The sequence below is a fragment of the Mycobacterium sp. genome (genome assembly GCF_052143115.1).
Classification (GTDB): domain Bacteria; phylum Actinomycetota; class Actinomycetes; order Mycobacteriales; family Mycobacteriaceae; genus Mycobacterium.
In genome coordinates, this window is record NZ_JBKQTQ010000175.1 from 1 (window position 1) to 24,907 (window position 24,907).

Below are 24,907 nucleotides of genomic sequence, written 5' to 3' on the forward strand. Positions count from 1 at the left end.
AACCACATCCGCCAACTCGAAGCCCTCGGTTACGCGGTAACCCTCAACCCTGCCGCGTGACCCGCACAGCACCACCGCACACGCGTGCACCACACCAGACGCACGTCACCTTCATTTTCGGATTAGATGAAGCCATATGCAAAGCGGGTGTATGAATCCCAGCCCCGGACCGACACCGATCACGTCCAAGATAGGTAGGGACGCATGACGCGTTCGTGGTGGGGTTGGGGAACGCTCGAGGAGGCGGCCTCGGAGCCGGAGACGCAGGCGTTGATCGCCCGGGTGGCGCAGGTGATGCCGGCCCACGACTTCACCGATCACCCACCGCCGGACCCGAGGCGGCTCGGTTTGCCGGCGCCGCGGATCACCGCGCCCAATTCCCTTACCGCGTTGTGCTCTGCCGATCCCGAAGATCGTGTCGGGCATGCTCGCGGCAAAGCGTTCCGCGATGTCGTGCGCAACCTGCAGGGCCGCCTCGACGACGTCCCCGATCTGGTCGCGAGGCCACGCACCGAGCGCGACGTGATCGACCTGCTCGACTGGTGCTCGCAAGACGCGATTGCAGTCATCCCCTATGGCGGCGGCAGTTCCGTCGTCGGCGGGATCGAACCGCGATTCGACGCGCCCGCGGTCACGATGGACCTCACCGCCATGGACGCGGTGCTCGAGATCGACCGCGTCAGCCGTGCCGCCCGCATCCAGGCCGGGGCGCTGGGACCGAAGCTGGAGGACCAGCTTCGCCCGCATGCTCTGACGCTGCGGCATTTTCCACAGTCATTCGGTTTCTCCACACTCGGCGGCTGGTTGGCCACCCGCGCGGGTGGCCACTTCGCCACGCTCTACACCCACATCGACGATCTCACCGAGTCGCTGCGGGTCGTCACCCCCGCCGGCGTCAGCGAGTCGCGACGGTTGCCGGGATCGGGTGCCGGACCCTCACCGGACCGATTGTTCCTGGGATCGGAGGGAACCCTCGGCGTGATCACCGAGGCGTGGATGCGATTGCAGCACCGGCCACGCTGGCAGGTCACCGTGTCCGTCGCGTTCAACGACTTCGCGCGTGCTGTAGCGGCGGCGCGCGCCATCGCCCAGGCCGGCCTGTATCCGTCGAACTGTCGGCTTCTCGATCCAGCCGAAGCTTTCCTCAACGCCGCAACAACGGTGTCCGGTGGGCTGCTGGTGCTGGCGTTCGAATCGGCCGATCACCCGGTCGACAGCTGGCTGGACCGGGCGCTGGAAATCACCATCGAGCATGACGGCAGGGTGATTTCGCGCCGCGACCGCGACGACTCCGGCACCGACGCCTCCACCAACTGGCGTTCGGCGTTCCTGCGCATGCCTTATCACCGCGACGCCCTCGCGCGGCGCGCCATGATCGTGGAAACCTTCGAAACCGCCTGCACGTGGGACAACTTCGCCACCCTCCACGCCGCGGTGACCGCCGCGGCGCAGCACGCGATCGGCGCGGTCTGCGGGACGGGCGTGGTCACCTGCCGGTTCACCCACGTCTACCCCGACGGTCCCGCCCCGTACTACGGCATCTACGCCAGCGGCCGGTGGGCCAGCATCGTCGCCCAGTGGGACGACATCAAAGCCGCTGTGTCCGAAGCGATCACGACCCATGGCGGCACCATCACCCATCACCACGCCGTCGGCCGCGATCACCGACCCTGGTACGACCGGCAGCGCCCCGACCCATTCGCCGCCGCCGTGCGCGCCGCAAAGTCCGTGCTCGACCCCGCCGGGATCCTCAACCCCGGCGTGCTCATAGACCAAGGAGCCTCATGACCGCGGTGACCATCATCCGAATCGGCAGGCCACAGGTGCGCAACGCGATCGACAGCACCACCGCGCAGCGGCTGCATCGGCAGTTCGCGGACTTCGAGGCCGACCCGGACGCCAAGGTCGCCGTGCTCTACGGCGACGAGAAGGCATTCAGCTCCGGCGCCGACCTCAACCGGCTGCCCGACCTGCGCGACGATGGACCGCTCGGCCCGACCCGCCGCGTCATCGCAAAACCCGTCATCGCCGCCATCGAAGGCTGGTGCGTGGCCGGCGGAATGGAACTGGCCGCGATGTGCGACCTGCGCGTCGCGGGCGCCACCGCCCGCTTCGGCTTCTTCGACCGTCGCCACGGCGTCCCCCTGGTCGACGGCGGTACCGTCCGGCTGCCGCGCATCATCGGGCTCGGCCGCGCACTGGACATCATGCTCGCCGGCCGCGAGTTCGATGTTGCCGAAGCCCGTGAGATGGGCTTCGTCAACCGCGTCGTGCCAGCGGGCACCGCCCTTGACGCCGCCGTCGAACTCGCCGATCAGATCGCCGCGAATCCGTGGCGATGCGTGCTCAGCGACCGGGCATCGGCCTACGACGCCCTCGACCTTGGTGCCACCCAGGCGTTCGCCAACGAACACCGCCTTGGCGAGGCCACTATTTTCTCCGCCGACTTCGTCAAATGGGCAGCAGGACGCAGCCTGCGGGCAGCCGCGAAGCATATCAAGAAGACCCTGCGGCTGTGACACCCGTCGGCCGGCGCGGGTAACACGCGCCGAACCCCCGAGCTGCAAGGACGCCGACCCTGGTGGCCAGTCAATTGGGGTTTGGTGGCCGGGAAGTCCCAGACCTACCTGCCCTGGGACTCATGGGATCATCCGTACACGATGGTTCCGAAGCCCTGGTTTCAAGACCTGCTCCAACCCGATGGAAAGCCCTACCGGGACACTGAAATTCAAACGATTAGCAAGCTGAGCAGGCTCTAAGGCGCTCTGCGCACGTGGTTTTCGCCCCTATCTTTTCGGCGACCTGCGATACCGACAATCCGTCGGCGATGACCGCCATTACGGCCTGATACCTCTGCTCAGCCACGCTCAACTCCCTCATCCTGGGAGGTCAAGCATCAGCCAAAATAACTGTCAACAATCAGCCGAAACACTGTCAGGCATCAACCGAAGCCAAAACGTCAAGCATCAGCCGAGGTTATACAGTCTTTTGGTGGGGCGGGCAGGGCTCGAACTCGCGACCAACGGATTAGGAGTCCCGAGCCAGCGCGTCGGCGAGCACACGAAACCGTTTCCTAGAGAACAGTAAAACGGCTGCGAGACAGCGATTTCGGTCGCTGCCAGCACGGTTGCGGTACGTGTGCGATGCGGCTGCAAAATTGTCCGCGATCGCCGCGGTGACGCCGGGGTAACGAGGGCCGAATTAACCCCCGCGCGCAACACGCCCGACCGCGTGTCGCACAACAGCTAATCCCGCATCGACGCGCAAAATGGCCGGTGGCAAATTCGGCAAGCGGGAGTGACCAATGAAGGTCTTAGGAATTAAGTGCTCGAAAGCAGAGTTCGGTTGGATGGTGCTGGAAGGTGCAGCTCGCGCTAACGCCACGGTGGTCGCCTATGACCGACCGAAAGTACCGCCCGGTGAGCGGGGCGAGCAACTGGCCTGGGTACGGAAGGAACTGTTGGAGGCCATCGCCAAGTACCATCCTGACGCAGCCGCCCTGGCGATGAGCGAGGGGCAAAGCGCAATAGCCGATCGATCGCAAATGGACGGGGTCGTCCTCGCAACGCTGCACGAAAAGCAAGTTGCTGTAACACGTTTGCGTTCGGCGTCGTTCCGTTCCAGGTTCTCGGTTCAGAACAAGGATGAGTTAAGGGCGGCTGTTGAGGCTCTGCCCGCATGCACCCAAAAGACGACGGCTCCTCAAAAAGAGCTCTTGACTGTCGCTGCCGCGATCATTCCGAAGTGAAGTAGTAGCCGTGCCGTATCAGCAGTTCCAGTGTTTGGGCTCGTAGCGCCCCGTGGCGTGGTGTAAATGGCCGGGCGATTCACATGAGGCTCTGTGTGTGACACTATGCCGTGAGGGTGGCGGTTACCGCAACGTGTTTGCCGGAGGACCTAGTGGGGCAGGTCGCGTCGGAACGAAACTGCGAGCGTTAGTGCCTGGGATGATCGTACTGTGATTCGATAGTCGAGTCTGTGCCGCCGACGTGGTGGGTCATGCGTTCGATTCGTACGCATTGGTCGGTGCCGTCAAGCCACAACAGAAACCGTGAGGGTGGCGGGAATTGGCGCGCCACGGTGCTGGTGGGTATCAGCGTCGGGTTGCCCACCGGGATAGTTCGCCCCTGCCACTGCAGCTCTCCCGGGTTCGCCAGAAGGTTAACGTACCAACTGGTTCTGGGACCGTACGTTAGCGGAGCGATGAAACCATCGGCTCGCTCCACGACGCGAATAGGTGTGGTGTAGCGGCGTCCAGAACGGCGGCCGATGAAGTCAATGACCGCAAAGATGCTGTGTCGGCGTCCAGCCCGCCCCAATGTACCAACCAATCGGTTGGCGAAACGCTTGTTGCGGGCTCGCTTGGCATCGATAACCGATTGATCGCCACGGCGCATACCAGCGGCGATGCGGATACGTCGTACAGCCGCGACGGCTAAGACTAGCGGCAGCAGCGCAATCACAACGCGCCATACGCGCTCCGCGCAGCGGGACTGTCGAGTTCGCATTGTGGCTTCCTTAGATCGTGCGCCTGCATAACGGTTTGTGCCCGTGGACCGGTGTAAATCGGGGCGGGCGTTTCGCCTGAGGCTCTGCGGGTTTCAACTATGCCGTGAGCGCGGCGGGAGCTGCAACGTTCTGCTGGGGTGGGTCGCTGGGTTTGTTGAGCAGGGCCAGGGTGGTTTCGGAGAGGTAGCGTTTGTCGGCGACCTGCCATTCGTCGTGGGCCTCGACGAGCACCGAGCCGGCCAGCCGCAGCAGCGCGGCCGGATTTGGGAAGACCCCGACGACATCGGTGCGGCGCTTGACCTCTTTGTTGAGCCGCTCCAGCGGATTGGTCGACCAGATCTTCTTCCAGTGCGGCACAGGGAAATCGGCGAACGCCGTGATGTCGCCGGCGGCGTCGCGCAGCATGGATTCGACCTTGGGTAACTGGCGGCCGAGCATGCCGGCGATGGTGTCCAATTGTTCGCGTACGTGGGCGGCGTCGGGTTGGGCGAAGATGGTGCGGATCGCCGCGGCGACCATCTCGGCCGACCCCTTGGGGGCCTGGGCCAGCACGTTGCGCAGAAAATGCACCCGACATCGTCGCCAGGATGAGCCGATCAGGATCGCCTCGATCGCCCCGCGCAGCCCGCTGTGCGCATCCGAGATCACCAGCTGCACCCCGGACAGGCCGCGCGTCTTCAGCGACCGCAAAAACGCCGTCCAAAACGCGCCGTCCTCGGAATCGCCGACCTCGAAACCCTGCACCTCCCGGCGCCCGTCGGCGGCCACCCCGGTGGCGATCACCACCGCTTGAGACACCACCCGGTGGTTGACCCGGGCCTTGCAGTAGGTGGCGTCCAAAAACACGTACGGAAACCGCTGCTCGCTCAGGGGCCGATCGCGGAACGCGGCGACTTCGGTGTCCAGGTCGGCGCAGATACGGGAGACCTCGCTCTTGGAGATCCCGCTGTCGGCCCCGAGGGCTTTGACCAGGTCATCGACTTTGCGCGTCGAGGTGCCGTGCAGGTAGGCCTCCATCACCACCGCGAACAAGCACTGGTCCACCCGGCGGCGTCGCTCCAACAACGCCGGAAAGAACGAACCGGCCCGCAGCTTGGGAATCCGCAGCTCCAAATCCCCAGCCGTCGTGGAGACCGTGCGCGCCCGCGATCCGTTGCGCTGGTTGGTCCGCGACTCTGACCGCTCGTGCAGGCCAGCGCCAATCACCGCGGTCAACTCCGCGTCGATCAACGCCTGATAGATCGTCTCCGCGGCCTGCCTGATTCGATCAGTAGCATCGGCATTGCGTAGTGCATCCAACACCTCCAACAAGGCAGACTGATCCAGGGCCATCGCGCTATCCCTCTCGGTAGTGATTCTTGGCGGTTTCACCACAGAGACTCACGCGATGGCCCACTCCATCTCCGCCGACACGCCGAACCGCTACTTACACCACGTCAAGGGACGCACCCTTTGGGCTCTGGATTCTTTGGCACAGTGTGGCTAGAACAAGACGATGGCCTCAATCGTCTTTGTGCAGCCAAGTACATCAACTGCCGCCGGGCGCCATCGCCTTCTGCGCCATCCGGAGTAGCGCCCCATCGTTCCCGCAGCCCATCGACCGCCCGCTGTGCCGGGGACGGTTCAAGCCTTGGCTTCGCGCACCATCCGGTCGTACTCGTCGGCGTCGGGCACGCGGCTACCGCCGTCAAAGGCATGGCCTGGGCGCTATGCGACACTGTTTCCAGAAAGTGACTGGAGGGATGTATATGTCGGCCTCGACGAGGGGAAGCCTCTTCGCCGCTCTGAAGGCAGCCGGAGTGGCTTCGATATTGGGCTGGGTGCTGGTGCTGAGTGCGGGTCCCGCGCTGGCGGATCCGGATCCGGCTCCCGGCGATCCAGGGGTTGTCGCGCCACCCGCGGACGCGCAGGCGGGGCCGGTCCCGGCGCCGCCCGCCCCTGGGTTGCCGCCTGCCCCCGACCCGCTGGCGGTACCAGTTGTCGCGGGCCCCGCTGCGGGGCAGGACGCGACACCGTTCACCGGCACGGCGCCATTCGGGCCGCCGACGTTCGTCCCTGCCAACGGCTCGACGGTGGGTGTGGCCCAGCCGATCATCATCAACTTCCCCGGGCGAGTCGATGACGCCGGCGCAACCGAAAGCGCCGTCCACGTCTCTTCGGTCCCGCCGGTTCCCGGCAAGTTCTACTGGATGACCCCCACGCAGCTGCGCTGGCGCCCGCTGAGCTTCTGGCCCGCCCACACCGCGGTGACCGTCGATGCGGGCGGCACGGTGTCCAGCTTCCATACGGGAGACACGCTGGTGGCCACGGCCGACGACGCCACGCACCAACTGACCGTCACCCGCAACGGGACCGTGGAGAAGACCATCCCGATGTCGATGGGTATGGCAGCCGGCGGCCACCAAACCGCAAACGGCACCTACTACGTTCAAGAGAAGAAGCCCTCGGTGGTGATGGATTCCTCGACCTACGGGGTCCCGGTCAACTCGACGTACGGGTACAAGGTGACGGTCGACCTAGCCGTCCGGTTCGACAACAGCGGCAACTTCATACACAGCGCTCCATGGTCTGTGGATGACCAGGGTAAGCGCGACGTCAGTCACGGCTGCATCAACATCAGCCCCACCAACGCAAGGTGGTTCTTCGACAACTTCGGCGCCGGTGATCCCATCATCGTGAAGAACTCCACCGGCACCTACACCAAGAACGACGGCTCCAGCGACTGGCAGAGCTAACTAGACCGCAGCCTGGGTGGTGGTGATGAGATTCGTTGCGTCCCTGACGATCGCGGCGCTGCCCAGCTCGCGGGCGATGGCACACGCCCGCTCGAGCATGGTCAGGGCCCGCTCGTTGTCGTCCCCGACGTTACGCGACAACAGCATCTGCGCCCAGAACAGCAAGTTGCGCGCATTCAAGAGTCGGGCGCCGACGCGGCGCGGAAGTACACCGACGCCAGCAACCACAGGCCCGGCAAACTGATCGCGGATGTAATCGGGGTCGCGCTGGTCGAGATCGGCCTTCGGAACGCGCGAGGCTACCTGTTGTCGCGCCCAATCCACGACATCGCCGAGTCCGGCCACGCCGAAGATTATGACACCAGCCGGGCAAACGAAACCAATGCTTAGTGTCAGCCGCGCGCCCCGCCGCAACCCCCTACGTAAGATCGGTTGTGAGCCCTCTGGGAGGAGGCCGCCACGCTGCGACCGCAACGATTCGAGCACGAGGTCGACCCCGGCCCGATACAGATCCAGCCTCGCAAGGTCCACTTCGACTTCTCGGACAGCCCGCTGCACTGGATTCCCGGCCATCCGGTCGCGTCGGACATGGTCGGGATCCTCAACGTGGTGCTGCCTGCGGCGGAGCGCTGGTTCGTCGCCGTGTACAACGAGGTACTGCCGTTGGTCAAGGACCCGAAGCTCGCAGAGAACATGCGTGGCTTCATGGGCCAGGAGGCCATTCACGCCGACGTGCACGAGCAGGCGCTGCACGAGTTCATGGAGGAGCGAGGCTTCGATCCGAAGCCGATCCTTGATCAGATCGAGTACTCGTTCTCCAAGGTGCTCGGCCCGTCGATGTCGACGAACCCGAGGCGGCGGCGCAACCAGCTGTGTGACCGGCTGTGGTTCATCGCCGCGCTCGAGCACTACACGGCCGTGCTCGGGGACTTCGCGCTGAACAGCGCCTGGGACGACTTCGACGCAGATCCCACCTTCGTGGATCTGTTTCGCTGGCATGCCGCGGAGGAGGTCGAACACCGCAACGTCGCGCACGACGTCGCGACCTACTTCAGCAATAGCTATCTGGACCGTGTCAGCGCGATGCTGATGGCTTCCACGTTCATGTTCGTCATGTTCCAGCGCGTCGCTTGGTACCTAGTGAAGACCGATCCGGAGGTGGACTTCGGGTGGTTGGCATTTAACCGGCTGCGCTACCTGGACTCGAAGAAGCGGCTCCTCCCGCGCTACCGAAAGCTCTTCGGCTCCAACACCCTTGACTACCTTCGGCCCGGATTCACGCCCGAGAAGATGGGGTCGACGGCCCAGGCGGTGGCCTATCTGGCCAGTTCGCCGGCCGCGCGTGCCGCTCATCTCTGATGGCACAGTTTCCGCGGATCGCCGACGTCCCGCCCAGCGCCTCGGGCCGGTCCCGCCATGACCCACTTCTGGGACTCGCGAAGGTTGTCGTGTCGGGCGTCTGGGGGCTCACGTCGTCGCTCCGGCGCCCGCCGCAGGTGGCGGAACGCGACCACACACATGTGCTTCGCGTGGTGGACCGACAGGTGGTGGCCCACCACGAGAACGTGGTGGCGCTGGCCCTGGCCGCCGCGGACGGCCAACCGCTGCCGTCGTGGTTTCCGGGCGCGCACATCGACATTCACCTGCCCAGCGGCCGCGTCCGGCAGTACTCGCTGAACGGTGATCCTGCAGTGCGCGACTCGTATCGAATCGCGGTGCGGCGCATACCCGATGGCGGCGGGGGGTCCATCGAGGTGCACGACGGCCTGACGGTGGGTGCGATGGTCACCACCGGAGGACCCCGTAACGCGTTTCCGCTGTCGGTGCCCGGCTACGGATCCCCCACGCGCCGTTTCCGGTTCATCGCGGGCGGGATCGGGATCACGCCGATCCTCCCGATGCTTCGACAGGCGCAGCGGCTTGGCATCGACTGGTCGATGGTCTACGTCGGGCGCAACGCGGACAGCCTGCCGTTCGTCGACGAGGTCGGACAGTACGGCGAGCATGTAGAGATCCGCACCGACGACGTGCATGGCCTGCCCACCGCCGACGACCTGCTGGGCGAATGCGCCGACGGCACCGCCGTTTACGCGTGCGGGCCCGCGCCGATGCTGACGGCGATCCGCGGTCGACTGGCCGGCCGCGACAACGTCGAGTTGCATTTCGAACGGTTCGCCGCGCCGCCGGTGGTGGACGGCAAGGAGTTCTCGGTGTGCATCGCGTCCACGGGCGAGGTCGTGGACGTCGGTGCCGACGAGACGCTGCTCTCGGCGTTGCAGCGGTCCGGCGTTCAGGCACCCTACTCCTGCCAGCAGGGGTTCTGCGGGACCTGCCGGACAGGGGTTCTCGGCGGCGACGTCGACCACCGTGACACGCTGCTCACCGATCCCGAGCGACGCGCCGGGACGATGCTGGTGTGCATATCGCGGGCGCCCGAGGGCGAACGGCTCACGCTCGATCTGTAGGTGTCACGCCTCGGGCGCGCGCCATCTAAGAAGATCGACCAGCGGGACGGGAAGCCACCGGAATTCGCTACCGGACCGGCTACAACTTCGGTTACTCGCTCGCACTATGGGATTGCGACGACGGCGTCGAAATCGTCCGCGACGCCCAGGGACGTCTCCAAGATATGGCACTCACCGACTCGAGTACGGCTACAAATCGCCTCCGTGTGCCGGGGTGACGCCGGGGTGAGATGCGCCGGGCCGTGTTAGCTAATGCCCGAGCCACGCACGTCGACACGCCGAGGAGTGTCGGAGAGCTCTTCGCCGATAGGGTGACACCATGTCTGACGCCGATCAGGAATGGACCATCGAGCACGCTGGAGAGCAGCTATACGACATCATCAGCTTGCTTGACTACGACGAGACAAGCGTCAAGATAGGGGGACCGACCGCGACCGACCCGACAACCGTCGAACAAGAGAATGGCGCGAGACTTTCGAGACCCTGGAGGCAGGCGAGCGAATTCGGGTCACGCGAGCGGGCTGGCGTCTGACGGTGTGCGGTGACTGAGACGGCGCCACAACTCCAACCGCTCTATCTGCTGGCGGACAGTCAGCTGCTGTTCTGGAAGCGGCAGGACCGACTGCTCCTCGAGGCAGCCCTCGATGGATTGGCTCGGGACACACCACTCAGCGCGGCCTACATCGGTGCCTCCAATGGGGATCGTCCGGAGTTCTACGGGATCTTCGAGGCGGCGGTGGATGCGATTGGAATCACCGACCGTCGCATGATCGATTCGTCGTTCGGACCAGACGACCGCGCCTTCCTGGAGCGTGCCCAGTTGATCGTCCTCGCGGGCGGCGATGTGCGTCTTGGCTGGAACACGTTCGAGAAAACCGGCATGAAGGATGTGATCCTGGGCCGGCACGCTCAAGGGGCGGTCCTGGTGGGCATTTCAGCCGGCGCGGTCCAGCTCGGACGCTATGGAATCGTCGAGACACCGGAAGCCCCCGCGATCGAGTTGCTCGATGTGTTCAAGCTCGTCCCCGTGGTCATCGACACGCATGACGAGCGAGCCGAGTGGGCGCGGCTGTCGCGTACGATTCATTTGCTGGAGGGAGCGGCCACCGGGCTCGGAATCCCCTCCGGTGGCGGAGTCATCGTGCACGCGGATACCACCATCGAGCCTCTGCGGCGTCCCGCGCACGAATTCCGTTTCGAGGGCACTCGCGTCACGCACTCACTGTTGTGCGCCGAAAAGGGCAACTGACTGGTTCGGCCGGCCTGTAAAACCGCTGAACGGCCTTTGAGGGCGGGACGGGCGGGGCTCGAACCCGCGACCAACGGATTATGAGTCCCTTTTCAGCACGTCGGTGACCAGGCCAAATAGTTCGCTCCGAGGCATTAAATCGCCTGCAAGACAATGGATCTGGCCGTTACCAGTACGGTTCCGGTACGGCCTCGGTACGGCCGCAAATCGTCCCCGGACGCCGGGGTGACGCCGGGGTGAGCCGGACTAGGGTGGTGTTAGCTAACGCCCCCTAACGTGTCCATGCGAGAAGGTGTGGACGCCGTCCACACGCGGAACCGCCGTGCTTGTTGACATGCCCTCGACGGCTGGCACGCTGCGGCTGTTGGTGTGGCGTTCGACGCCGGAGGAGGATTCCATCTCTGCGTATGCGAAACTGCGCGAGCGGGAGTATCTGGGCGGCGCATAGGTTCTCGGCGGTGGCCGACTCTTCACACACGCCGTTGCTCCGTGGTGGCTGGGACAACGACCTCGATGAGGCCTGTGTCCACGTCATAGACCAGGCCTGATACGAGCAGGCCCGGCAGCCTATGCCGCGCTATGTCGACATCGATCCTCACGGACGCGTACGGGTCTTCCACAGCTTTGCTACCGAGATCTGCCGCAGGGATCTCGAAGAAAGCGGCCAACTGCTCGGGGTAGCTGGCCAGGCGACGGATCCCGCAGTCCGTGTGGTGCAGGATCGCCAAGTGTCCCCCGCTGGCCGGCTGACCAGCGCCGAGGCGGCCAAGCAGTGCCCACGAGCGCAGAGCTTCGGGGGTAACTCGGCCGCCGACGTTGCGCATGACGACTGCCTCACCGAGCTTGAGTCCTAGCACATCGCTGGGGTCAACCCGAGAGTCGACACACCCGATCACCCGCAGTGCCGGGTTCGTCGGGAAGGGAAGACCCTTGAATGCTCCGCTGGCGGCGAACGTAGCGTTCCGTTGGACGAGCTCAGGTGTGTAGATGGTCATATCTGAGTCGCCTTTCAGGGTGCGGGTTCATTCGGGCTGCCGTATCTCATCGTCCAGATGGGTACTTGGCCCCGCACGTATTCGTTTCCGTCCCACGGGGTCCCGCAGATATGCAGATAGGCATACGGCGTTCGGTCGAACATCACCCATGCGCCCGCATCTCGTACGGTGTTTGGGAGGCCGTCGCGCGCCGCATCGTAGGGCCACATGATCATCCAGTGCGGGCCGATGGGAATGGCAGGACTTGTTTTGTCGAAGGGATCGGTGTTGCTGTGTTGTGTTGCACCGCAAAGCATGTAGATGATCCCTGGGGCGGTATTCGTCGGAGCCGGCTTGCCGGTCATGATGTCTCTCATCCACTGCAGGCCCATGGGATCCGCGCACATGGGCACGTTGCCGATTTTGTTCTCATCACCTGGGAAACAGACCCACTGGTTGGTTCCCTGACGAAGCACTACGACATTGCCTTGCGCATCCATCTCCGCAACCGTGGCGTCTCGGGTGATATGGAGAGGCCCCGAGGACATCGCGCGCGATATTTTGGCGGCCAGTATCTGTTCCTCCTTGGAGGCGGGAAGGGGTTCTTTGGCGTGCAACGCCGTAATCGCACTGTTGCTGTAGCTTCCTGATGCACCAAGCATGTCAGCCACGGCACCTACGGACTGCTGCGGTTTGGATTCACTGTGGGCCATGGTGTGCTCCTCTCACAGGCCGGCTGTTCGGCGGATGGTGATCTCACCCATGTCGATGGCGATCAGCAGCGGTTCCGGGACAAGCTGGTAGTCACCCTCCCACGCGTAAATCCGCCGCGTGGTGGGGATGATAACCCCGTCTACTTCCCGATAATCGGCGGCGTAGTTCAGTCCGGGTGCGCCGCCCAGGATATCGACGGTGTAGTCCTGGCGACGCAGCAGCCCGTCTGGGCCAAAGCACGAGATCTGCTCGCGGGTATGGGTTTTGATGTGGTCGGGAAATGTCACCGTCAGCCGCCGCCACGTTTCACCGCCGACCTGGATCGGGGTGATCTCTTCGGTGACGAATCCGGGCCAGGTGTAGAGGAACGGTGTGGTCAGATACGCCCACAGCGCCTCGCCGCTGAAATAGGCGACGTGAATGTCGTCCCATGGGGTGGCGACCACGTGACCGTCAAACGACCTCTCCGGGTCGTCGCGCGAGTCGATGAACGCGCCGTCACCACGCTGAATCACGACGCGGGAGGGCTCGAAGATCGAACGCTTGTCCTGACCGACGAAGTCCATCGTCAGCCGCTCCCGGGTGGTGTCAACCTCGAAGCGGACGTTCTTAAGCGCATCACCCTTGCCTTTGACGAACCAGGTCGCCCCGGTGATGGACGCGGCGACCTCGATCGATGTGATGCCGTTCCACCTGGCCAGGCCGCCGTGAGCAGCGACGGCGACCTCGAGTAGATCGCTCATTTCCCGCTCCTCGCTCCTTACAGTGTGCCTTCCCAATGTTTGGCAAGGGGTGTGCCGGCGAACCTTTCGAGCATCGCGCGGGACAGCACCAGCACGGAGCTGCGCGGCCGGTGATTCACCACAAGGCGTTGGGCCTTACCGGCAGCATTGAAGACGACCAGAACTATGACGTAGAGGGGCACACCGCGGACCGCTGCGGTGTAGTCCTCGAGGAAACTGTTGTCCCCGCAGGGGCCTGCGTAGTGGAACTCTTGGAACTCGTATATCTCTTTGGCGGCGACCACGATTTCATGGACGGCCGCCGCGCCTTGGATGGCGCCGTCCCACGCCGGCCCCTCCCCGGTTACGTCGTCGGCGAGGTTGTCAAGCCACGTTGGGTAATAGGGCTTTCCCAGATAGGTCGATGCCATGTCGCCCCTCCCGTCGCCCCTTATGGGGTGCCTTCCCAGTGCTTCGCATGTGGAGTGCCGGAGAATGTTTCGAGCATCAACCGGGAGAACTGCAGCATCGCGCTGCGTGGCCGGTGATTCACCACGACGTGCTGGGTCTGCCCGTCGGCGTTGAACGTGACCAGCACGACAACGTGGGTGGGCATGCCGCGAACCGAGCTCGAATAGTCCTCGAGGAAACCGTTCTCGCCGCAGGGGCCGGCGTAGTTGAACTCCTGGTGCTCATACTGTTCGCGGGCGGTAACCAAGATGGACCGGACATCTCCGGCGCCGCGCGCGGTGCCATCCATCGCCGCGGCCTCCAAGGTGGCGTCGGCGGCCAGGTTGTCCAACCACAACGGGTAGTAGGGCTTTCCCATGTAGGTCATACGACGCCTCCCTCGAATGGGATTTCCCGCGGATCGGTGAGTAGCATTGTGCTCTCCTCGACTTCGCCGACAACCGGCGAACTCGGAAACCGCTTATGGACATGGCCGCTGGGCGTGCGATCGATGAGCAGGCTTAGCAATTCGGGCCGACTGTAGTGTCCGGTCGAGTCCATGAAGGCCTTGCGTTTGTCAATCAACGCGAAGTCCAGGTCCCCGATCACCTCGCCTTCACCGGAACGCAAGGGCTCACCGAGCATTTCGCCGTGCGGTGTGATGATCGCGGTGAAGCAGCCACCCGAGATCGGTCCCACCGGACAACCGGTGTCCGCCATGATCTGCCCCTGCTGATCGGGATCGAGCCAGGCGGTTGCAACAACCACGAAAACAGCCGACTCGAGGGCGTGATTGCGCACCTGAACTTCGGTCTGTCGAGCAAACAGATCGCCGAAAATCGATCCCGGAAACATCGCGGAATGGATCTGCTCGCCGTCGGCGATCAACGCGTACCGGGCCAACGGGTTGTAGTGCTCCCAACAGGCCAACTGGCCGATGCGACCCACCGCGCTGTCCACGGCTTGAAGCCCGCTGCCATCGCCCTGGCCCCAAATTATCCGTTCGTGATACGTCGGGGTGATCTTGCGGCGACGCTGGACCAACGTTCCGTCGGCGTCGAAAAGCAGTTGGGTGTTAAACAGTGAGCCGCCGTCACGTTCGTTCACGCCGATTGAGACCACCATTTCGGCGCGGCTTGCGGCGTCGCTGATCGCCTGCGTCGCCGGCGACGGCACGGTGACTGCCTGTCCCATCAGCCGCACTTGCTCGGCGAGCATCTCGTAAGGGCGCTGTACAAACGAAAAATACGGGTAGTAGGGAACAACAGTCTCCGGAAAGGTCGCGATTTGCACTCCCCGCGTCGCTAGTTCGTCGATCTTGGCGACAACACGCTCGACGGTGCCGTCGCGGCTGTAAAGCACTGGGCTCAGTTGAACCGCCGCAGCTCGGACAGTGGTCATAGCACCGACCTCTCGTTATGGCTTGCGCGATACGAACAGTGTGATGCCTAAAGGCCGTTAGCGGGAGTCGTGGCCGGGGCGGGTTATGTGTACCCGGTGCCCGCCCTGGCCAGGGAAGCGACCAACTTGAGATGAGCGTCACGATCCGCGGTTACCACGACCGTTCTTGGCAAACGGCTCGGTATGAAAACGCGGTGACTAAATGGGACGACTTGTTCGCCGAAATTGACCCGCTCATGATCGATGAGGCTGCCGAGACCGATGTCCGAGACCAAGTGGCGCTCCACTTCGCGCTTCTGATGCCCGACGAAGAATGGGACACGATTCGCCCGTGGTCAAGTCGGAACTACTCGATATACGACGACGGCTGGCATAAGGTGCAGATCCAATACCGGGCACTAGGGTTGATTGACCTCGGAACAAAGCGGCGGCCGGTGAACGACACCAATACCTATTTGCGCCTAACGGAACTCGGCGACAAACACCTTGTCTTCCTTCGGGCGATCAGGCGCGAAGACGAAGGGGAGGACGAGGACGATTCGCCCAGCACCTAAGTTGTATGCCGGCCAAAATGCTTTACAACGTTCGTAGCCGCCTCGGTTGGCGTCGCGGGCGCGGTTGGCTCCGGCAGGGTGTTCGCCGCGCCGCCGTCCTGCTCGGGGATCCAGTCGCCGTAGACGTCGAGCGTCGGGGTGAACGTACTGTGCCCCAACCATTTCGACACCTGCATGAAGTGCACCCCGGCTGACAGCTGGAGCGTCGCGAACGTATGCCGGAGGTCGTGGAGTCGCACGCCTTCGACCGCTGGCACCAGCATGCCGTCGTCTAGCGTCCTGACCGGCGTGCTCGCGGGCAGCCCTACCGCCGCCAGGGCGGGGCGTAGGACGTTCTTATAGAAATCCGTCGGCTAACGCCTACACAGGTTCGATCCTGTACCTCCCACCGAGGTCAGCGGGGGTCTGCGGAGGCCCTGGGTCGCGCGGGGGGCACTGCGGCCAGCAGGGCACGGGTGTAGTCCTGTTCAGGCGCCGCGAAGAGTTCCGCGGCGGGCCGGTATTCAACGACGGCGCCCACCCGCATGACCATGACGTCGTGGCTCATCCGTCGCACCACGGCGAGATTGTGTGTGATGAACAAGTAGGTGAGATTGTGGTCGAGCTGCAATTGTGAAAGCAGATCCAAGATGTTCGCCTGCGCCGAAACATCAAGCGAGGCAGTCGATTCATCGAGGATGAGCAATTCCGGTTGCACCGCGAGTGCTCGTGCGATGCTCACACGTTGGCGTTGGCCGCCAGAAAGCTCATGGGGATATCGCGACGCGAAATCGGCTGGCAGACCGACCAGCTCGAGCAGCTCTGCCACGCGCTCTCGCCGTTGGCGTTTCCCCTTCGCGAGCTGATGAACGTAGAGCGGTTCGTCGACGGCAGCCCCGACTCGCGCGCGTGGGTCGAGCGACGCGAACGGGTCTTGCATCACCAGGCTGATACGTCTGCGCAGCGCCCTCTCGTCGGCGCGCCGGACCGTGAACACGTCGGTGCCGGCCAGTGACGCGGTGCCGGCGTGGGGCTTGACCAGGCCGGTCAGCGCCGCCGCGACCGTCGATTTTCCCGAGCTCGATTCGCCCACCAGGCCCAGCGTCGTTGCGCGTCGGATCTCAAACGACAGATCTCTGACGGCATGGACGACCGTGCTGCCGACCGGCCCGGTAACCGAATACCGCACGTCGAGTCCGCTGACCTTCAGCAGCACCGGCGAGTCCTCATGAGGCGGAGCAACATCGCCGTCGATGCGCGGACTCGCCTCGAGCAGCTCACGAGTGAACGGGTGCTGCGGGCGATCGAACACATCGAGAACCGGTGCCTGCTCCACCGCTTCGCCGTTGTGCAGCACCGTCACGCTATCGGCAACCTGACCGATCACCCCCAGGTCATGGCTCACCCAAACCACCGCGGCCCCGAAGTCGCGCTGTAGCTGCCTGACCAGCTCGATGATCTGAGCTTGCGTCGTCACGTCCAGCGCCGTCGTCGGCTCGTCGGCGATCAGTAGTTCCGGGTCGCACGCCAACGCGATCGCGATCATGACCCGTTGTCGCTGTCCACCGGAAAGCTGATGCGGGTAGTTGTTCAGGCGGTCCGCGGAGTCGGGCAAACCGACTGCATCCAGCAGCTCCAGCGCCCGTGCCCGCGCTGACCGTCGGGTGAGTCCGCGGTGGGCTTCGAGCGACTCGGAGATCTGTCGCTCCAACGTGAGCAGTGGGTTCAATGATGTCCCCGGATCCTGGAACACGAACCCGATCCGGCCGCCGTGGACAGTGCGAAGCACGCGCCCCGACGCACCCACGAGTTGGACAGGCGCAGAACCGGCTTCGCCCATAAGCACACTCGATCCGGTCACCCCGGCTCCCGGAGCATCCAGCAAGCCGGTCGCGGCCAGCACGGTCATCGACTTTCCCGATCCGGACTCGCCGACGATGCCGAGGGTCTGCCCGTGCTCCACTTCGAGAGAGATGCCGCGCAGGATCTCGCGTGCGCCGATACGGACTCGCAGATCGCGGGTGGACAGCGCTACTTTCCTCATCGCTTCCTTCGTGCATCGAGCAGTGTGCGCTGCTTCGGGTCGAGTACGTCGCGTAGTCCGTCGCCCAGCAAGTTGAACGCCAGCGCTGTCACGAATATCGCCAATCCGGGGAACACGCTCATCCACCACGCCAGATGCACGAAGCCTTGCGCGTCGAAAAGCATCCGCCCCCAGGACGGCTCGGGCGGCTGGAGGCCGAGCCCCAAAAACGACAACGCCGCCTCCGACAGGATCGCGAACGCCAGCGACAGCGAGGTCTGCACAATCACGGGACTGGCGATGTTCGGCAGGATGTGACGCCGGAGGATGAGAACGTTTCCCGTTCCGAGCGTGCGCGAGACCGCCACGAATGGTTCGATGCGCACGCTCAGCGTGCTGGCGCGTGCCACCCTGGCGAATATCGGCGTGTAGACGATTCCGATCGCAAGGATGGTGGTCGTCGAGCCTGGGCTGAGCACCGCCACGATGGCCAGGGCGAGCAAGAGCACCGGGAACGCGAACATGACGTCGATGACGCGCATCAACACCGTGTCGAGCCAACCTCCCCGATAACCGGCGACAGCGCCGAGCGTCACACCCACGAAGAAGGCGAACGTCACGCTGGCCGCCGCGACCTCGAGCGAGGCGTGCGTCCCAACCAGAACTCGCGAGAAGATGTCGCGGCCGAGTTCGTCAGTGCCGAAAAGGTGTGCGCCGCTGGGCGGTTGCAGCGCATTCGGCACATCGATCTTGTTGACGCCGTACGGCGCGATCCTGTCGGCGGTGAGCGCGGCCAGGACAATGACAGCGAGAATGACCGCGCTGATCAGGGTCAGCGGGTTGCGCAGCGCCAGCCGCCACGACGCGCGCCGGTCGTAGGTGTCGACGGTCATGACAGCCGGATCCTCGGGTCAGCAACCGAATAGAGTACGTCGACGATCAGGTTGATGAGGAGAAACAGCGTGGCGATGAGTAGCACCGCACCCTGGATCAGTGAGTAATCCCTGGCTGCCACTGCGGTATAGACCAGCCGGCCCAGGCCCGGCCAGGCGAAAACCACCTCGACGACGATGACGCCACCGAGGATCGTCGCGAGCTGGATCCCGGTGATCGTCAACACTGGGATCAGCGCGTTGCGCAGGATGTGCCGAATTGTCACCACCCTGGGTGGCAACCCTTTCGACCGCGCTGTGTGCACATAGCCCATCGAGGCGACGTCGAGCACGGCGGAGCGGATGTAGCGAGTCATGATCGCCGCAGCGACGAGCCCGACAGTGGAGCCAGGCAGGGTGACATGGCGGAGCCACCCCGTCGGGTCTCCGATCAGCGGCGCATAACCCGAGGTGGGCAGCCAGCGCAGCGTCGTCGCGAACAGCTCGATGAGCAGGATGCCCATCCAGAAGTCGGGGATGGAAACGCCGAACTGGGTCGCGACCCGCACGATCGCGTCCGAGGCCCGGCCCTGATGAAGTGCCGCCCAGGTCCCGGCAGGCACCGAGATCAGCAAACCGATGACAATCGCAGCCGCTGCGAGCGACAGCGTGGCCGGCAGCCGGTCGAGCAGGGTCACCGTCACGGGTTCGCCATTGCGAAAGCTCACGCCGAGGTTGCCGCTCAGTGCTGAGCCGACGTAGCCGACGAACTGCTCGACGATCGGGCGGTCCAGCCCACTCGCCGACCTCAGCGCCTGGTAGGCCTCTGGGGAGTAGCGGGTGCCCAGCGCGATGCGGACCGGATCGCCCGGCACCAGATGCACCAAAGCGAAGACCACGACAAGCACCCCCAAAAGTACGACAAGGGAATACAGCAGCCTGCGCGCCAGGAAGCGAAAGACCCTCACTCAGTTCAACTTCGCTGTGCCGAATCGGACGGCCCCGTCGCGGCGCACGTCATATCCCGATAGACGTTTGTTCCAGGCCTGGATCACTGAAGGGTTGTACAAGTAGAGGTAGCTCACCTGGTCGGCGATGATCGTCGCGGCCTTCGTGTAATCGTCCAAGCGCTTCTCCCGGTTGGTTTCGATGCGGCCCGCATCGAGCAGGGCGTCGACTTGCGGGTTGGAGAATTTCTGGGCGTTGCTCTTGCCCCCGGTGTGGTGTTGCGCGTAGTAGAAGTCATTGGGATCGATGTTGCCGAGCCAGCCCATCATGAGCATGTCGAAGTGCCCGTTGTTCTGCTCGTCGAGCCAGGTGGCGAAGTCGACGGTGCGGATCTTCACCGTGATGCCAAGCGGCGCAAGGTTGTCCGTGACGATCTGGGCTGCCGTCACTGTCTCTGGATAGTCACTCGTCGCCAGCAGATCCATTGTCAGGTCCTTTACCCCGGCCTGACCGAGCAGCGTTTTCGCGGTCTCCAGGTTGCGTGAGTAGCGCTGGTAGTCGACGTACCAGGGGTTACCTTTCGGGATCGCCAGCTGATTCGCTACCGCGGTGCCGTAACTTGTGGCCTGCACTATCGCCTGCCGGTCGATTCCGTAGGCGATCGCTTGGCGCACCCGCACGTCGTTCCACGGTTTGCGCGCCTCGTTCAGTGCTTGGTACCAGTAGTCGTTGCTCGGCGTCACCCCGAGTGTGATCGAGTCGTCGCCCCTCAGTTCATCGACGCGTTGAGTGGGAACGGAATCCGTCCAGTCGATTTCGCCGGCCTGCAGTGCAGACAGCGCGGTCGATGCTTCAGGGATGAAGCGGAATGTCACACCCGAGACCACCGGAGCAGGTCCCCAGTAGTTCTTGTTGGCGACCAGCGAGACGGAATCACCGCTTGTCGCACTCTTGAACGCGAACGGCCCGGTGCCGATCGGGTGGGTGGCAATGGCGCCGCTCTCGACGTTTTTCCGTTCCACGATGGCCATTCCCTTGAACCCGCCGATGTCGACCAGCAGATTGGGCGTGGGCTGCTTGACCCTGATCACGACGGTCGCGGGGTCAGGCGCGCTGATATCGGTGACGGCGTTGAAGCGGTAGGCGGGGGCGAGTTGTTGGTCGATGATGCGCCGGTATGAGTACACGACGTCGTTTGCCGAGAATGGGCTGCCGTCTTGGAATGTGACGCCGGTGCGGAGGTGGAAGGTCCAGTTGAGCTGGTCGTCGCTGATGTCCCAGGACTTGGCAAGTGCAGGGCGCATCTCGAGGTTTTCGTCCGGCTCGACGAGCGTGTCGAAGACGTTCTCGAGTATCTCGAACGCAAAGTGGGCGCTGGTCTTTTGCGGGTCAAGTTGGTCGGGCTCGCCCGCTATCGCCGCAACGAGGGTTCCCGATGCGGCGTCCCCCAGGTCCACCCGTTGACCGGTGGAACAGCCGCTGAGGATGAGCACGACGACCACAGCGAGCACGAGCGCGTCTCGTCTCATTGGGGCTCCCGCGTCGGATTGGCAACGTCACCGTATAAGCCGCGGGCGCTCTTCCATTGCCGATCGGCACGTTCGGCCGATTTCCCGACGCCTAACTCACGCCAAGACGACGCGCAGTCGCTCCCAGCCGCGCACGGTCGAGGTCGGCGCGAGCTGCAGGCTGTCGTAGTCGATGCCCGAGTGTCGGAGGGCGCTTCGCCGATAGGGTCACACCATGTCCGACGCCGATCGGGAATGGACCATCGAGCACGCTGGAGAGCAGCTATACGACATCATCAGCTTGCTCGACTACGACGAGACAAGCGTCAACACGTGGGGACCGACCGCGACCGACCCAGATGAAGGAGTCACAAGCACGAGTCGCCACGGCACGGCAGTGAATCCTCATCGACAGAGACTTCCGAGGGAGAACGATCATGGCCAAAACGTCGAAGGCCGCAATGGCCAAGAAGGCGACCGCTAAGCCCGTCAAGAAGGCGAACGCTAAGCCCGTCAAGAAGGCGAACGCTAAGCAGTCAGCAGCCCCGAAGGCCGCACTGTCACCGGTCGCAGAGTCGCAAGCCACGCCGACCGTCGCGCGCGAGCACCTACCGATTCCCGACCCAAAGCACGTCGGCCTCACCACCTACGACGCCAAGGACCCGAACACCAAGTACCCGCCGATCACGATGCTTCGGCCGCCTGCTCGCGCCCCGAACGTGCTGATCATCCTCATTGACGACGTCGGCTTCGGCGCCTCATCGGCCTTCGGGGGCGCGTGCAATACACCGGTGGCCGAGCGGCTGGCGGCGAATGGGTTGAAACTCAACCGCTTTCACACCACCGCTCTGTGTTCCCCTACCCGACAGGCGTTGCTGACCGGACGTAACCACCACTCGGTGGGCATGGGGGCGATCACCGAGATGGCCACCTCGGCGCCGGGAAACAGCAGCATCCGGCCCAAGGACAAGGCGCCGATCGCGGAGACGCTGCGGCTCAACGGCTATTCGACGGGCCAGTTCGGCAAGTGCCACGAGGTGCCGGTCTGGGAGGTCTCCCCGGTCGGCCCCTTCCACCAATGGCCCACCGGTTCGGGTTTCGAGTACTTCTACGGGTTTGTCGGCGGTGAAGCCAACCAGTACTACCCCGGGTTGTACGAAGGCACCACGGCGATCGAGCCGCCCAAGTCGCCAGATGACGGCTACACGCTCACCGAGGATCTGGCGAACCGCGCCATCACCTGGGTGCGCCAGCAGAAGGCGCTGACACCAGACAAGCCGTTCTTCATGTACTTCGCGCCGGGCGCCACGCATGCTCCGCACCACGTGCCCAAGGTGTGGTCGGACAAGTACAAGGGCAAGTTCGACGACGGCTGGGATGCGCTTCGGGAGAAGACGCTTGCCAAGCAGAAGAAGCTAGGAGTGGTGCCCAAGGACGCGGAACTGACTAAACGGCACGACGAGATCCCCGGCTGGGATGACATGCCGTCGGATCTCAAGCCGGTTCTTTCGCGTCAGATGGAGCTCTACGCGGGCTTTCTCGAGCAGACCGACCACGAAGTGGGGCGCCTCATCGACGCCATTAATGATCTAGGAGTGCTGGGCGACACGTTGATCTATTACATCATCGGTGACAACGGAGCCTCGGCCGAGGGCACGCTGAACGGCTGCTTCAACGAGATGACGACGTTGAACGGTATGCCGGGCATCGAGACCACCGAGTTCCTGCTATCCAAGATCGATGATTTCGGCACCCCGAAGGCCTACAACCACTACGCGGTCGGCTGGGCGCACGCGCTGTGCGCGCCTTATCAGTGGACCAAGCAGGTGGCGTCGCACTGGGGCGGCACCCGCAACGGGACGATCGTGCATTGGCCAAACGGCTTGACGGACAAGGGCAAAATCCGTAACCAATTCCACCACGTCATCGACGTGGCACCAACGATTCTGGAGGCGGCGGGGCTGCCCGCGCCCCTGTTCGTGAATGGCATTGCGCAGGCTCCGCTGGAGGGTGTCAGCATGCTGCCGATGCTGCGCGACGGCGCTACACCCGAGACGCACGACGTCCAATACTTCGAGATGTTCGGCAATCGCGGTATCTACCACCAGGGCTGGACGGCGGTTACCAAGCACCGGACGCCGTGGAAGGCCGATACTCCGCCGCCCTTCGACGACGACACGTGGGAGCTGTACGGACCCGATGACTGGACACAGGCGCATGACCTCGCGAAGGAAAACCCCAAGAAACTTGCTGAGCTGCAGCGCCTTTGGCTTATCGAGGCGGTCAAGTACAACGTCGTGCCCCTTGACGACCGTGGCTTTGAACGCATCAACGCCGACATCGCCGGGCGGCCGCAGCTGATTCGCGGCAACACCCAGTTGCTCTTCGATGGGATGCGGGTTAGCGAAAACTGTGTGCTCACGCTGAAGAACAAGTCGTACTCGGTGACGGCCAACGTCGTGGTGCCCGAATCCGGTGCTAACGGCGTGATCATCACCCAGGGCGGCAGCGTCGGCGGCTGGTCGCTGTACGCGCATGAGGGAAAGCTCAAGTACTGCTTCAACTTCTTCGGGATTGAGCACTACATCACTAGCGCGAAGAAGGCGATCCCGAAGGGCAAACATCAAGTGCGGATGGAGTTCAAGTACGACGGCCGCGGGCTGGCCAAGGGCGGTGACGTCACGCTGTACTACGACGGCAAAGCCGTTGGCACCGGCCGCGTCGAGCAGACCATTCCCATGGGATACTCGGCGGACGAGGCGTGCGACGTCGGTTCCGACAGCGGGTCGCCGGCATCACCGGACTACGGCCCGACAGGTAACCGCTTCACCGGTGAGATCGAGTGGGTGCAGCTCGATATCGGCGACGACAGCCACGACCACCTGATCACGCCGGAAGAACGGTTCAACCTTGCCATGGCGCGGCAATAGCGTTAGGCGCACGCCAACGTGGGCTGAATTAGTACGCGCTGCAGTGGCTCCGTCGGCCATGGTCACGCGTCGCCTCGGTCACGTGCCCATAGGGCGAACCGCTGGAGCTGCTGCTGTTCGCGTTCGGCCGCAACGCCGTCCGCGTCGACTTTGGCGGGGATGACGATGCCGTCGCCGCGGTGCGGGCCGCCAAGCGCGGCTTTTGAGCGATTTGGGCGTGATTGGAGCGCCCTAACAACGGCTGCCGAGCAACTCACAAACTCCCCTGAACAGGCCATTTACGTGGGGCGGGCGTGGCTCGAACCCGCGACCAACGGACTATGAGTCCCTAGCCAGTGCCTCGGCGACCAGGCGAAATGGTTTGCTGCAACGCCTCAAATCGCCTGTGCAGAGTCAGATTTGGCCGTTGCCGGTACGGTCGCGGTTCGTCCTCGGTATGGGCTGGATTCGCCCCCGGACGCCGCGTTCACGCCGCCACGAGATCCAGGCCACCAGCAAGCCTGCGGGGCGATAACGGCGAGCCGCAGCATCTAGTGGTTGGTGCCGCGGTGCGCGGCCCGTTCCCGTGCCCGCTCGTCCGCTGCTTCCTGCTCCTTTGGTGTCACCACAATGGCATCAGGGCCGGGAACCACCGTCGCCAGATGGCCGGTGGTGAGCCACCGCACCACGTAGGGAGGCGAGCCGTCGGCGGAGTGCACCTCCGTAATAAGCCCCCGCTGGTCCGAGCGCTCGGTTGTGGTGCCCTTGATCACCAACCAGTCGCCTACGTTGGCTTTCATCGCCGACTCCTTCCTGCACTCCTGTTTCGATTCTGCGCGCCTCCCAGGATCGGCGGTACCCTCGCCCGAGAGCATCTCGCCTTGCAGCCCGCCCA

General features: G+C 64.0%; 26 protein-coding genes and 2 pseudogenes. 12 read left to right on the plus strand and 16 right to left on the minus strand.

Annotated elements, in window-relative coordinates; translation table 11 throughout:
• Positions 1-204: 204 nt before the first annotated feature.
• The 4 genes and pseudogenes from ACLQI9_RS17615 to ACLQI9_RS17630 all read left to right on the plus strand — a co-directional run bounded on the left by ACLQI9_RS17615 (position 205) and on the right by ACLQI9_RS17630 (position 3,748).
• Positions 205-1,788 carry an FAD-binding oxidoreductase gene (locus tag ACLQI9_RS17615; RefSeq protein WP_442377440.1) on the plus strand — a complete coding sequence of 528 codons (1,584 nt, stop codon included), beginning with the start codon at positions 205-207 and terminating at the stop codon, positions 1,786-1,788.
• Positions 1,785-2,519, plus strand: coding sequence for an enoyl-CoA hydratase-related protein (locus tag ACLQI9_RS17620; protein ID WP_442391971.1), 735 nt, complete (start codon positions 1,785-1,787; stop codon positions 2,517-2,519). Before ACLQI9_RS17615 ends, ACLQI9_RS17620 begins: the two co-directional genes overlap by 4 nt.
• 72 nt (positions 2,520-2,591) lie before the next feature.
• Positions 2,592-2,759: pseudogene (locus tag ACLQI9_RS17625) on the plus strand (1,4-beta-xylanase); the annotation flags it as partial.
• A gap of 545 nt (positions 2,760-3,304) precedes the next feature.
• Positions 3,305-3,748 (plus strand): hypothetical protein, encoded by a 444-nt coding sequence (locus tag ACLQI9_RS17630; RefSeq protein ID WP_442382693.1) that lies wholly within the window; start codon positions 3,305-3,307, stop codon positions 3,746-3,748.
• A gap of 187 nt (positions 3,749-3,935) precedes the next feature.
• Here the strand turns inward: ACLQI9_RS17630 and ACLQI9_RS17635 are convergent, their stop codons facing one another.
• Positions 3,936-4,463 (minus strand): nitroreductase/quinone reductase family protein, encoded by a 528-nt coding sequence (locus ACLQI9_RS17635; RefSeq protein WP_442382694.1) that lies wholly within the window; start codon positions 4,461-4,463, stop codon positions 3,936-3,938.
• A gap of 142 nt (positions 4,464-4,605) precedes the next feature.
• The gene (locus ACLQI9_RS17640; protein WP_442382695.1) at positions 4,606-5,841 is read right to left on the minus strand and encodes an IS256 family transposase; all 1,236 of its coding nucleotides are present in this window, start codon (positions 5,839-5,841) and stop codon (positions 4,606-4,608) included.
• Positions 5,842-6,257: 416 nt separating this feature from the next.
• On the opposite strand from ACLQI9_RS17640, the gene ACLQI9_RS17645 reads away from it, so the two are divergent.
• Positions 6,258-7,244 (plus strand): L,D-transpeptidase, encoded by a 987-nt coding sequence (locus tag ACLQI9_RS17645; RefSeq protein ID WP_442382696.1) that lies wholly within the window; start codon positions 6,258-6,260, stop codon positions 7,242-7,244.
• On the opposite strand, the gene ACLQI9_RS17650 is transcribed toward ACLQI9_RS17645, so the two are convergent.
• Positions 7,245-7,424: a hypothetical protein gene (locus ACLQI9_RS17650; protein ID WP_442382697.1), complete on the minus strand. Its 180-nt coding sequence runs from the start codon at positions 7,422-7,424 to the stop codon at positions 7,245-7,247.
• A 17-nt stretch (positions 7,425-7,441) separates the two neighbouring features.
• Positions 7,442-7,589 (minus strand): annotated as a pseudogene (locus ACLQI9_RS17655) (glycerol acyltransferase); the annotation flags it as partial.
• A gap of 117 nt (positions 7,590-7,706) precedes the next feature.
• Between ACLQI9_RS17655 and ACLQI9_RS17660 the strand changes: the two are divergent.
• From ACLQI9_RS17660 to ACLQI9_RS17675, 4 genes are all read left to right on the plus strand, one after another.
• Positions 7,707-8,603, plus strand: a complete 897-nt coding sequence (locus ACLQI9_RS17660; protein WP_442382701.1) for a metal-dependent hydrolase — start codon at positions 7,707-7,709, stop codon at positions 8,601-8,603.
• Positions 8,603-9,709 (plus strand): PDR/VanB family oxidoreductase, encoded by a 1,107-nt coding sequence (locus tag ACLQI9_RS17665; protein ID WP_442382698.1) that lies wholly within the window; start codon positions 8,603-8,605, stop codon positions 9,707-9,709. Before ACLQI9_RS17660 ends, ACLQI9_RS17665 begins: the two co-directional genes overlap by 1 nt.
• A gap of 319 nt (positions 9,710-10,028) precedes the next feature.
• Complete coding sequence (locus ACLQI9_RS17670) at positions 10,029-10,241, plus strand: hypothetical protein (protein WP_442382699.1); 213 nt, start codon at positions 10,029-10,031, stop codon at positions 10,239-10,241.
• A 9-nt stretch (positions 10,242-10,250) separates the two neighbouring features.
• On the plus strand, positions 10,251-10,958 hold the full coding sequence (locus ACLQI9_RS17675) for a Type 1 glutamine amidotransferase-like domain-containing protein (protein ID WP_442391972.1): 708 nt from the start codon (positions 10,251-10,253) through the stop codon (positions 10,956-10,958).
• Positions 10,959-11,428: 470 nt separating this feature from the next.
• Here the strand turns inward: ACLQI9_RS17675 and ACLQI9_RS17680 are convergent, their stop codons facing one another.
• The 6 genes from ACLQI9_RS17680 to ACLQI9_RS17705 are packed head-to-tail and all read right to left on the minus strand — an operon-like array spanning position 11,429 to position 15,219.
• Positions 11,429-11,953, minus strand: a complete 525-nt coding sequence (locus ACLQI9_RS17680) for a carbonic anhydrase (protein ID WP_442377192.1) — start codon at positions 11,951-11,953, stop codon at positions 11,429-11,431.
• A gap of 14 nt (positions 11,954-11,967) precedes the next feature.
• On the minus strand, positions 11,968-12,645 hold the full coding sequence (locus tag ACLQI9_RS17685; RefSeq protein ID WP_442377190.1) for a hypothetical protein: 678 nt from the start codon (positions 12,643-12,645) through the stop codon (positions 11,968-11,970).
• A gap of 12 nt (positions 12,646-12,657) precedes the next feature.
• Positions 12,658-13,389: a hypothetical protein gene (locus tag ACLQI9_RS17690; RefSeq protein WP_442377188.1), complete on the minus strand. Its 732-nt coding sequence runs from the start codon at positions 13,387-13,389 to the stop codon at positions 12,658-12,660.
• Between the two features lie 17 nt (positions 13,390-13,406).
• The gene (locus ACLQI9_RS17695; protein ID WP_442391973.1) at positions 13,407-13,799 is read right to left on the minus strand and encodes a hypothetical protein; all 393 of its coding nucleotides are present in this window, start codon (positions 13,797-13,799) and stop codon (positions 13,407-13,409) included.
• Positions 13,800-13,819: 20 nt separating this feature from the next.
• On the minus strand, positions 13,820-14,206 hold the full coding sequence (locus tag ACLQI9_RS17700) for a hypothetical protein (protein WP_442377185.1): 387 nt from the start codon (positions 14,204-14,206) through the stop codon (positions 13,820-13,822).
• Positions 14,203-15,219, minus strand: a complete 1,017-nt coding sequence (locus ACLQI9_RS17705) for a nitrilase-related carbon-nitrogen hydrolase (protein ID WP_442377183.1) — start codon at positions 15,217-15,219, stop codon at positions 14,203-14,205. Before ACLQI9_RS17705 ends, ACLQI9_RS17700 begins: the two co-directional genes overlap by 4 nt.
• A gap of 131 nt (positions 15,220-15,350) precedes the next feature.
• Here ACLQI9_RS17705 and ACLQI9_RS17710 point away from each other — a divergent pair, with 131 nt between their 5' ends.
• Positions 15,351-15,773 (plus strand): hypothetical protein, encoded by a 423-nt coding sequence (locus ACLQI9_RS17710; RefSeq protein WP_442377181.1) that lies wholly within the window; start codon positions 15,351-15,353, stop codon positions 15,771-15,773.
• On the opposite strand, the gene ACLQI9_RS17715 is transcribed toward ACLQI9_RS17710, so the two are convergent.
• The 5 genes from ACLQI9_RS17715 to ACLQI9_RS17735 all read right to left on the minus strand — a co-directional run bounded on the left by ACLQI9_RS17715 (position 15,770) and on the right by ACLQI9_RS17735 (position 21,124).
• Positions 15,770-16,036, minus strand: a complete 267-nt coding sequence (locus ACLQI9_RS17715) for a hypothetical protein (protein WP_442391974.1) — start codon at positions 16,034-16,036, stop codon at positions 15,770-15,772. The two genes, ACLQI9_RS17710 and ACLQI9_RS17715, sit on opposite strands and share 4 nt — an antisense overlap.
• Positions 16,037-16,167: 131 nt before the next feature.
• Positions 16,168-17,796: a dipeptide ABC transporter ATP-binding protein gene (locus ACLQI9_RS17720; RefSeq protein ID WP_442391975.1), complete on the minus strand. Its 1,629-nt coding sequence runs from the start codon at positions 17,794-17,796 to the stop codon at positions 16,168-16,170.
• Positions 17,793-18,668: an ABC transporter permease gene (locus ACLQI9_RS17725; protein ID WP_442377175.1), complete on the minus strand. Its 876-nt coding sequence runs from the start codon at positions 18,666-18,668 to the stop codon at positions 17,793-17,795. The genes ACLQI9_RS17720 and ACLQI9_RS17725 overlap by 4 nt, the downstream gene beginning before the upstream one ends.
• Positions 18,665-19,615, minus strand: a complete 951-nt coding sequence (locus tag ACLQI9_RS17730) for an ABC transporter permease (RefSeq protein ID WP_442377173.1) — start codon at positions 19,613-19,615, stop codon at positions 18,665-18,667. The genes ACLQI9_RS17725 and ACLQI9_RS17730 overlap by 4 nt, the downstream gene beginning before the upstream one ends.
• Positions 19,616-21,124 carry an ABC transporter substrate-binding protein gene (locus ACLQI9_RS17735; protein ID WP_442391976.1) on the minus strand — a complete coding sequence of 503 codons (1,509 nt, stop codon included), beginning with the start codon at positions 21,122-21,124 and terminating at the stop codon, positions 19,616-19,618.
• A 214-nt stretch (positions 21,125-21,338) separates the two neighbouring features.
• Between ACLQI9_RS17735 and ACLQI9_RS17740 the strand changes: the two genes are divergently transcribed.
• Together ACLQI9_RS17740 and ACLQI9_RS17745 are read left to right on the plus strand one after the other, a co-directional pair.
• Positions 21,339-21,587, plus strand: a complete 249-nt coding sequence (locus tag ACLQI9_RS17740; RefSeq protein ID WP_442391977.1) for a hypothetical protein — start codon at positions 21,339-21,341, stop codon at positions 21,585-21,587.
• The gene (locus ACLQI9_RS17745; protein ID WP_442391980.1) at positions 21,565-24,033 is read left to right on the plus strand and encodes a sulfatase-like hydrolase/transferase; all 2,469 of its coding nucleotides are present in this window, start codon (positions 21,565-21,567) and stop codon (positions 24,031-24,033) included. Before ACLQI9_RS17740 ends, ACLQI9_RS17745 begins: the two co-directional genes overlap by 23 nt.
• A gap of 530 nt (positions 24,034-24,563) precedes the next feature.
• On the opposite strand, the gene ACLQI9_RS17750 is transcribed toward ACLQI9_RS17745, so the two are convergent.
• A complete protein-coding gene (locus tag ACLQI9_RS17750; RefSeq protein ID WP_442377168.1) occupies positions 24,564-24,812 on the minus strand; it encodes a DUF1918 domain-containing protein in 249 nt (82 codons plus the stop codon).
• Positions 24,813-24,907 lie beyond the last annotated feature (95 nt).

Coding starts and splice junctions, on each gene's coding strand:
- ACLQI9_RS17685 (WP_442377190.1), bottom strand. CDS start 12,645: ATGGCCCACAGTGAATCCAAACCGCAGCAGTCCGTAGGTGCCGTGGCT.
- ACLQI9_RS17710 (WP_442377181.1), top strand. CDS start 15,351: ATGAGCGTCACGATCCGCGGTTACCACGACCGTTCTTGGCAAACGGCT.
- ACLQI9_RS17705 (WP_442377183.1), bottom strand. CDS start 15,219: ATGACCACTGTCCGAGCTGCGGCGGTTCAACTGAGCCCAGTGCTTTAC.
- ACLQI9_RS17750 (WP_442377168.1), bottom strand. CDS start 24,812: ATGAAAGCCAACGTAGGCGACTGGTTGGTGATCAAGGGCACCACAACC.
- ACLQI9_RS17725 (WP_442377175.1), bottom strand. CDS start 18,668: ATGACCGTCGACACCTACGACCGGCGCGCGTCGTGGCGGCTGGCGCTG.
- ACLQI9_RS17680 (WP_442377192.1), bottom strand. CDS start 11,953: ATGACCATCTACACACCTGAGCTCGTCCAACGGAACGCTACGTTCGCC.
- ACLQI9_RS17615 (WP_442377440.1), top strand. CDS start 205: ATGACGCGTTCGTGGTGGGGTTGGGGAACGCTCGAGGAGGCGGCCTCG.
- ACLQI9_RS17630 (WP_442382693.1), top strand. CDS start 3,305: ATGAAGGTCTTAGGAATTAAGTGCTCGAAAGCAGAGTTCGGTTGGATG.
- ACLQI9_RS17695 (WP_442391973.1), bottom strand. CDS start 13,799: ATGGCATCGACCTATCTGGGAAAGCCCTATTACCCAACGTGGCTTGAC.
- ACLQI9_RS17740 (WP_442391977.1), top strand. CDS start 21,339: ATGTCCGACGCCGATCGGGAATGGACCATCGAGCACGCTGGAGAGCAG.
- ACLQI9_RS17720 (WP_442391975.1), bottom strand. CDS start 17,796: ATGAGGAAAGTAGCGCTGTCCACCCGCGATCTGCGAGTCCGTATCGGC.
- ACLQI9_RS17620 (WP_442391971.1), top strand. CDS start 1,785: ATGACCGCGGTGACCATCATCCGAATCGGCAGGCCACAGGTGCGCAAC.
- ACLQI9_RS17640 (WP_442382695.1), bottom strand. CDS start 5,841: ATGGCCCTGGATCAGTCTGCCTTGTTGGAGGTGTTGGATGCACTACGC.
- ACLQI9_RS17670 (WP_442382699.1), top strand. CDS start 10,029: ATGTCTGACGCCGATCAGGAATGGACCATCGAGCACGCTGGAGAGCAG.
- ACLQI9_RS17700 (WP_442377185.1), bottom strand. CDS start 14,206: ATGACCTACATGGGAAAGCCCTACTACCCGTTGTGGTTGGACAACCTG.
- ACLQI9_RS17665 (WP_442382698.1), top strand. CDS start 8,603: ATGGCACAGTTTCCGCGGATCGCCGACGTCCCGCCCAGCGCCTCGGGC.
- ACLQI9_RS17735 (WP_442391976.1), bottom strand. CDS start 21,124: ATGAGACGAGACGCGCTCGTGCTCGCTGTGGTCGTCGTGCTCATCCTC.
- ACLQI9_RS17645 (WP_442382696.1), top strand. CDS start 6,258: ATGTCGGCCTCGACGAGGGGAAGCCTCTTCGCCGCTCTGAAGGCAGCC.
- ACLQI9_RS17745 (WP_442391980.1), top strand. CDS start 21,565: ATGGCCAAGAAGGCGACCGCTAAGCCCGTCAAGAAGGCGAACGCTAAG.
- ACLQI9_RS17715 (WP_442391974.1), bottom strand. CDS start 16,036: ATGCTGGTGCCAGCGGTCGAAGGCGTGCGACTCCACGACCTCCGGCAT.
- ACLQI9_RS17690 (WP_442377188.1), bottom strand. CDS start 13,389: ATGAGCGATCTACTCGAGGTCGCCGTCGCTGCTCACGGCGGCCTGGCC.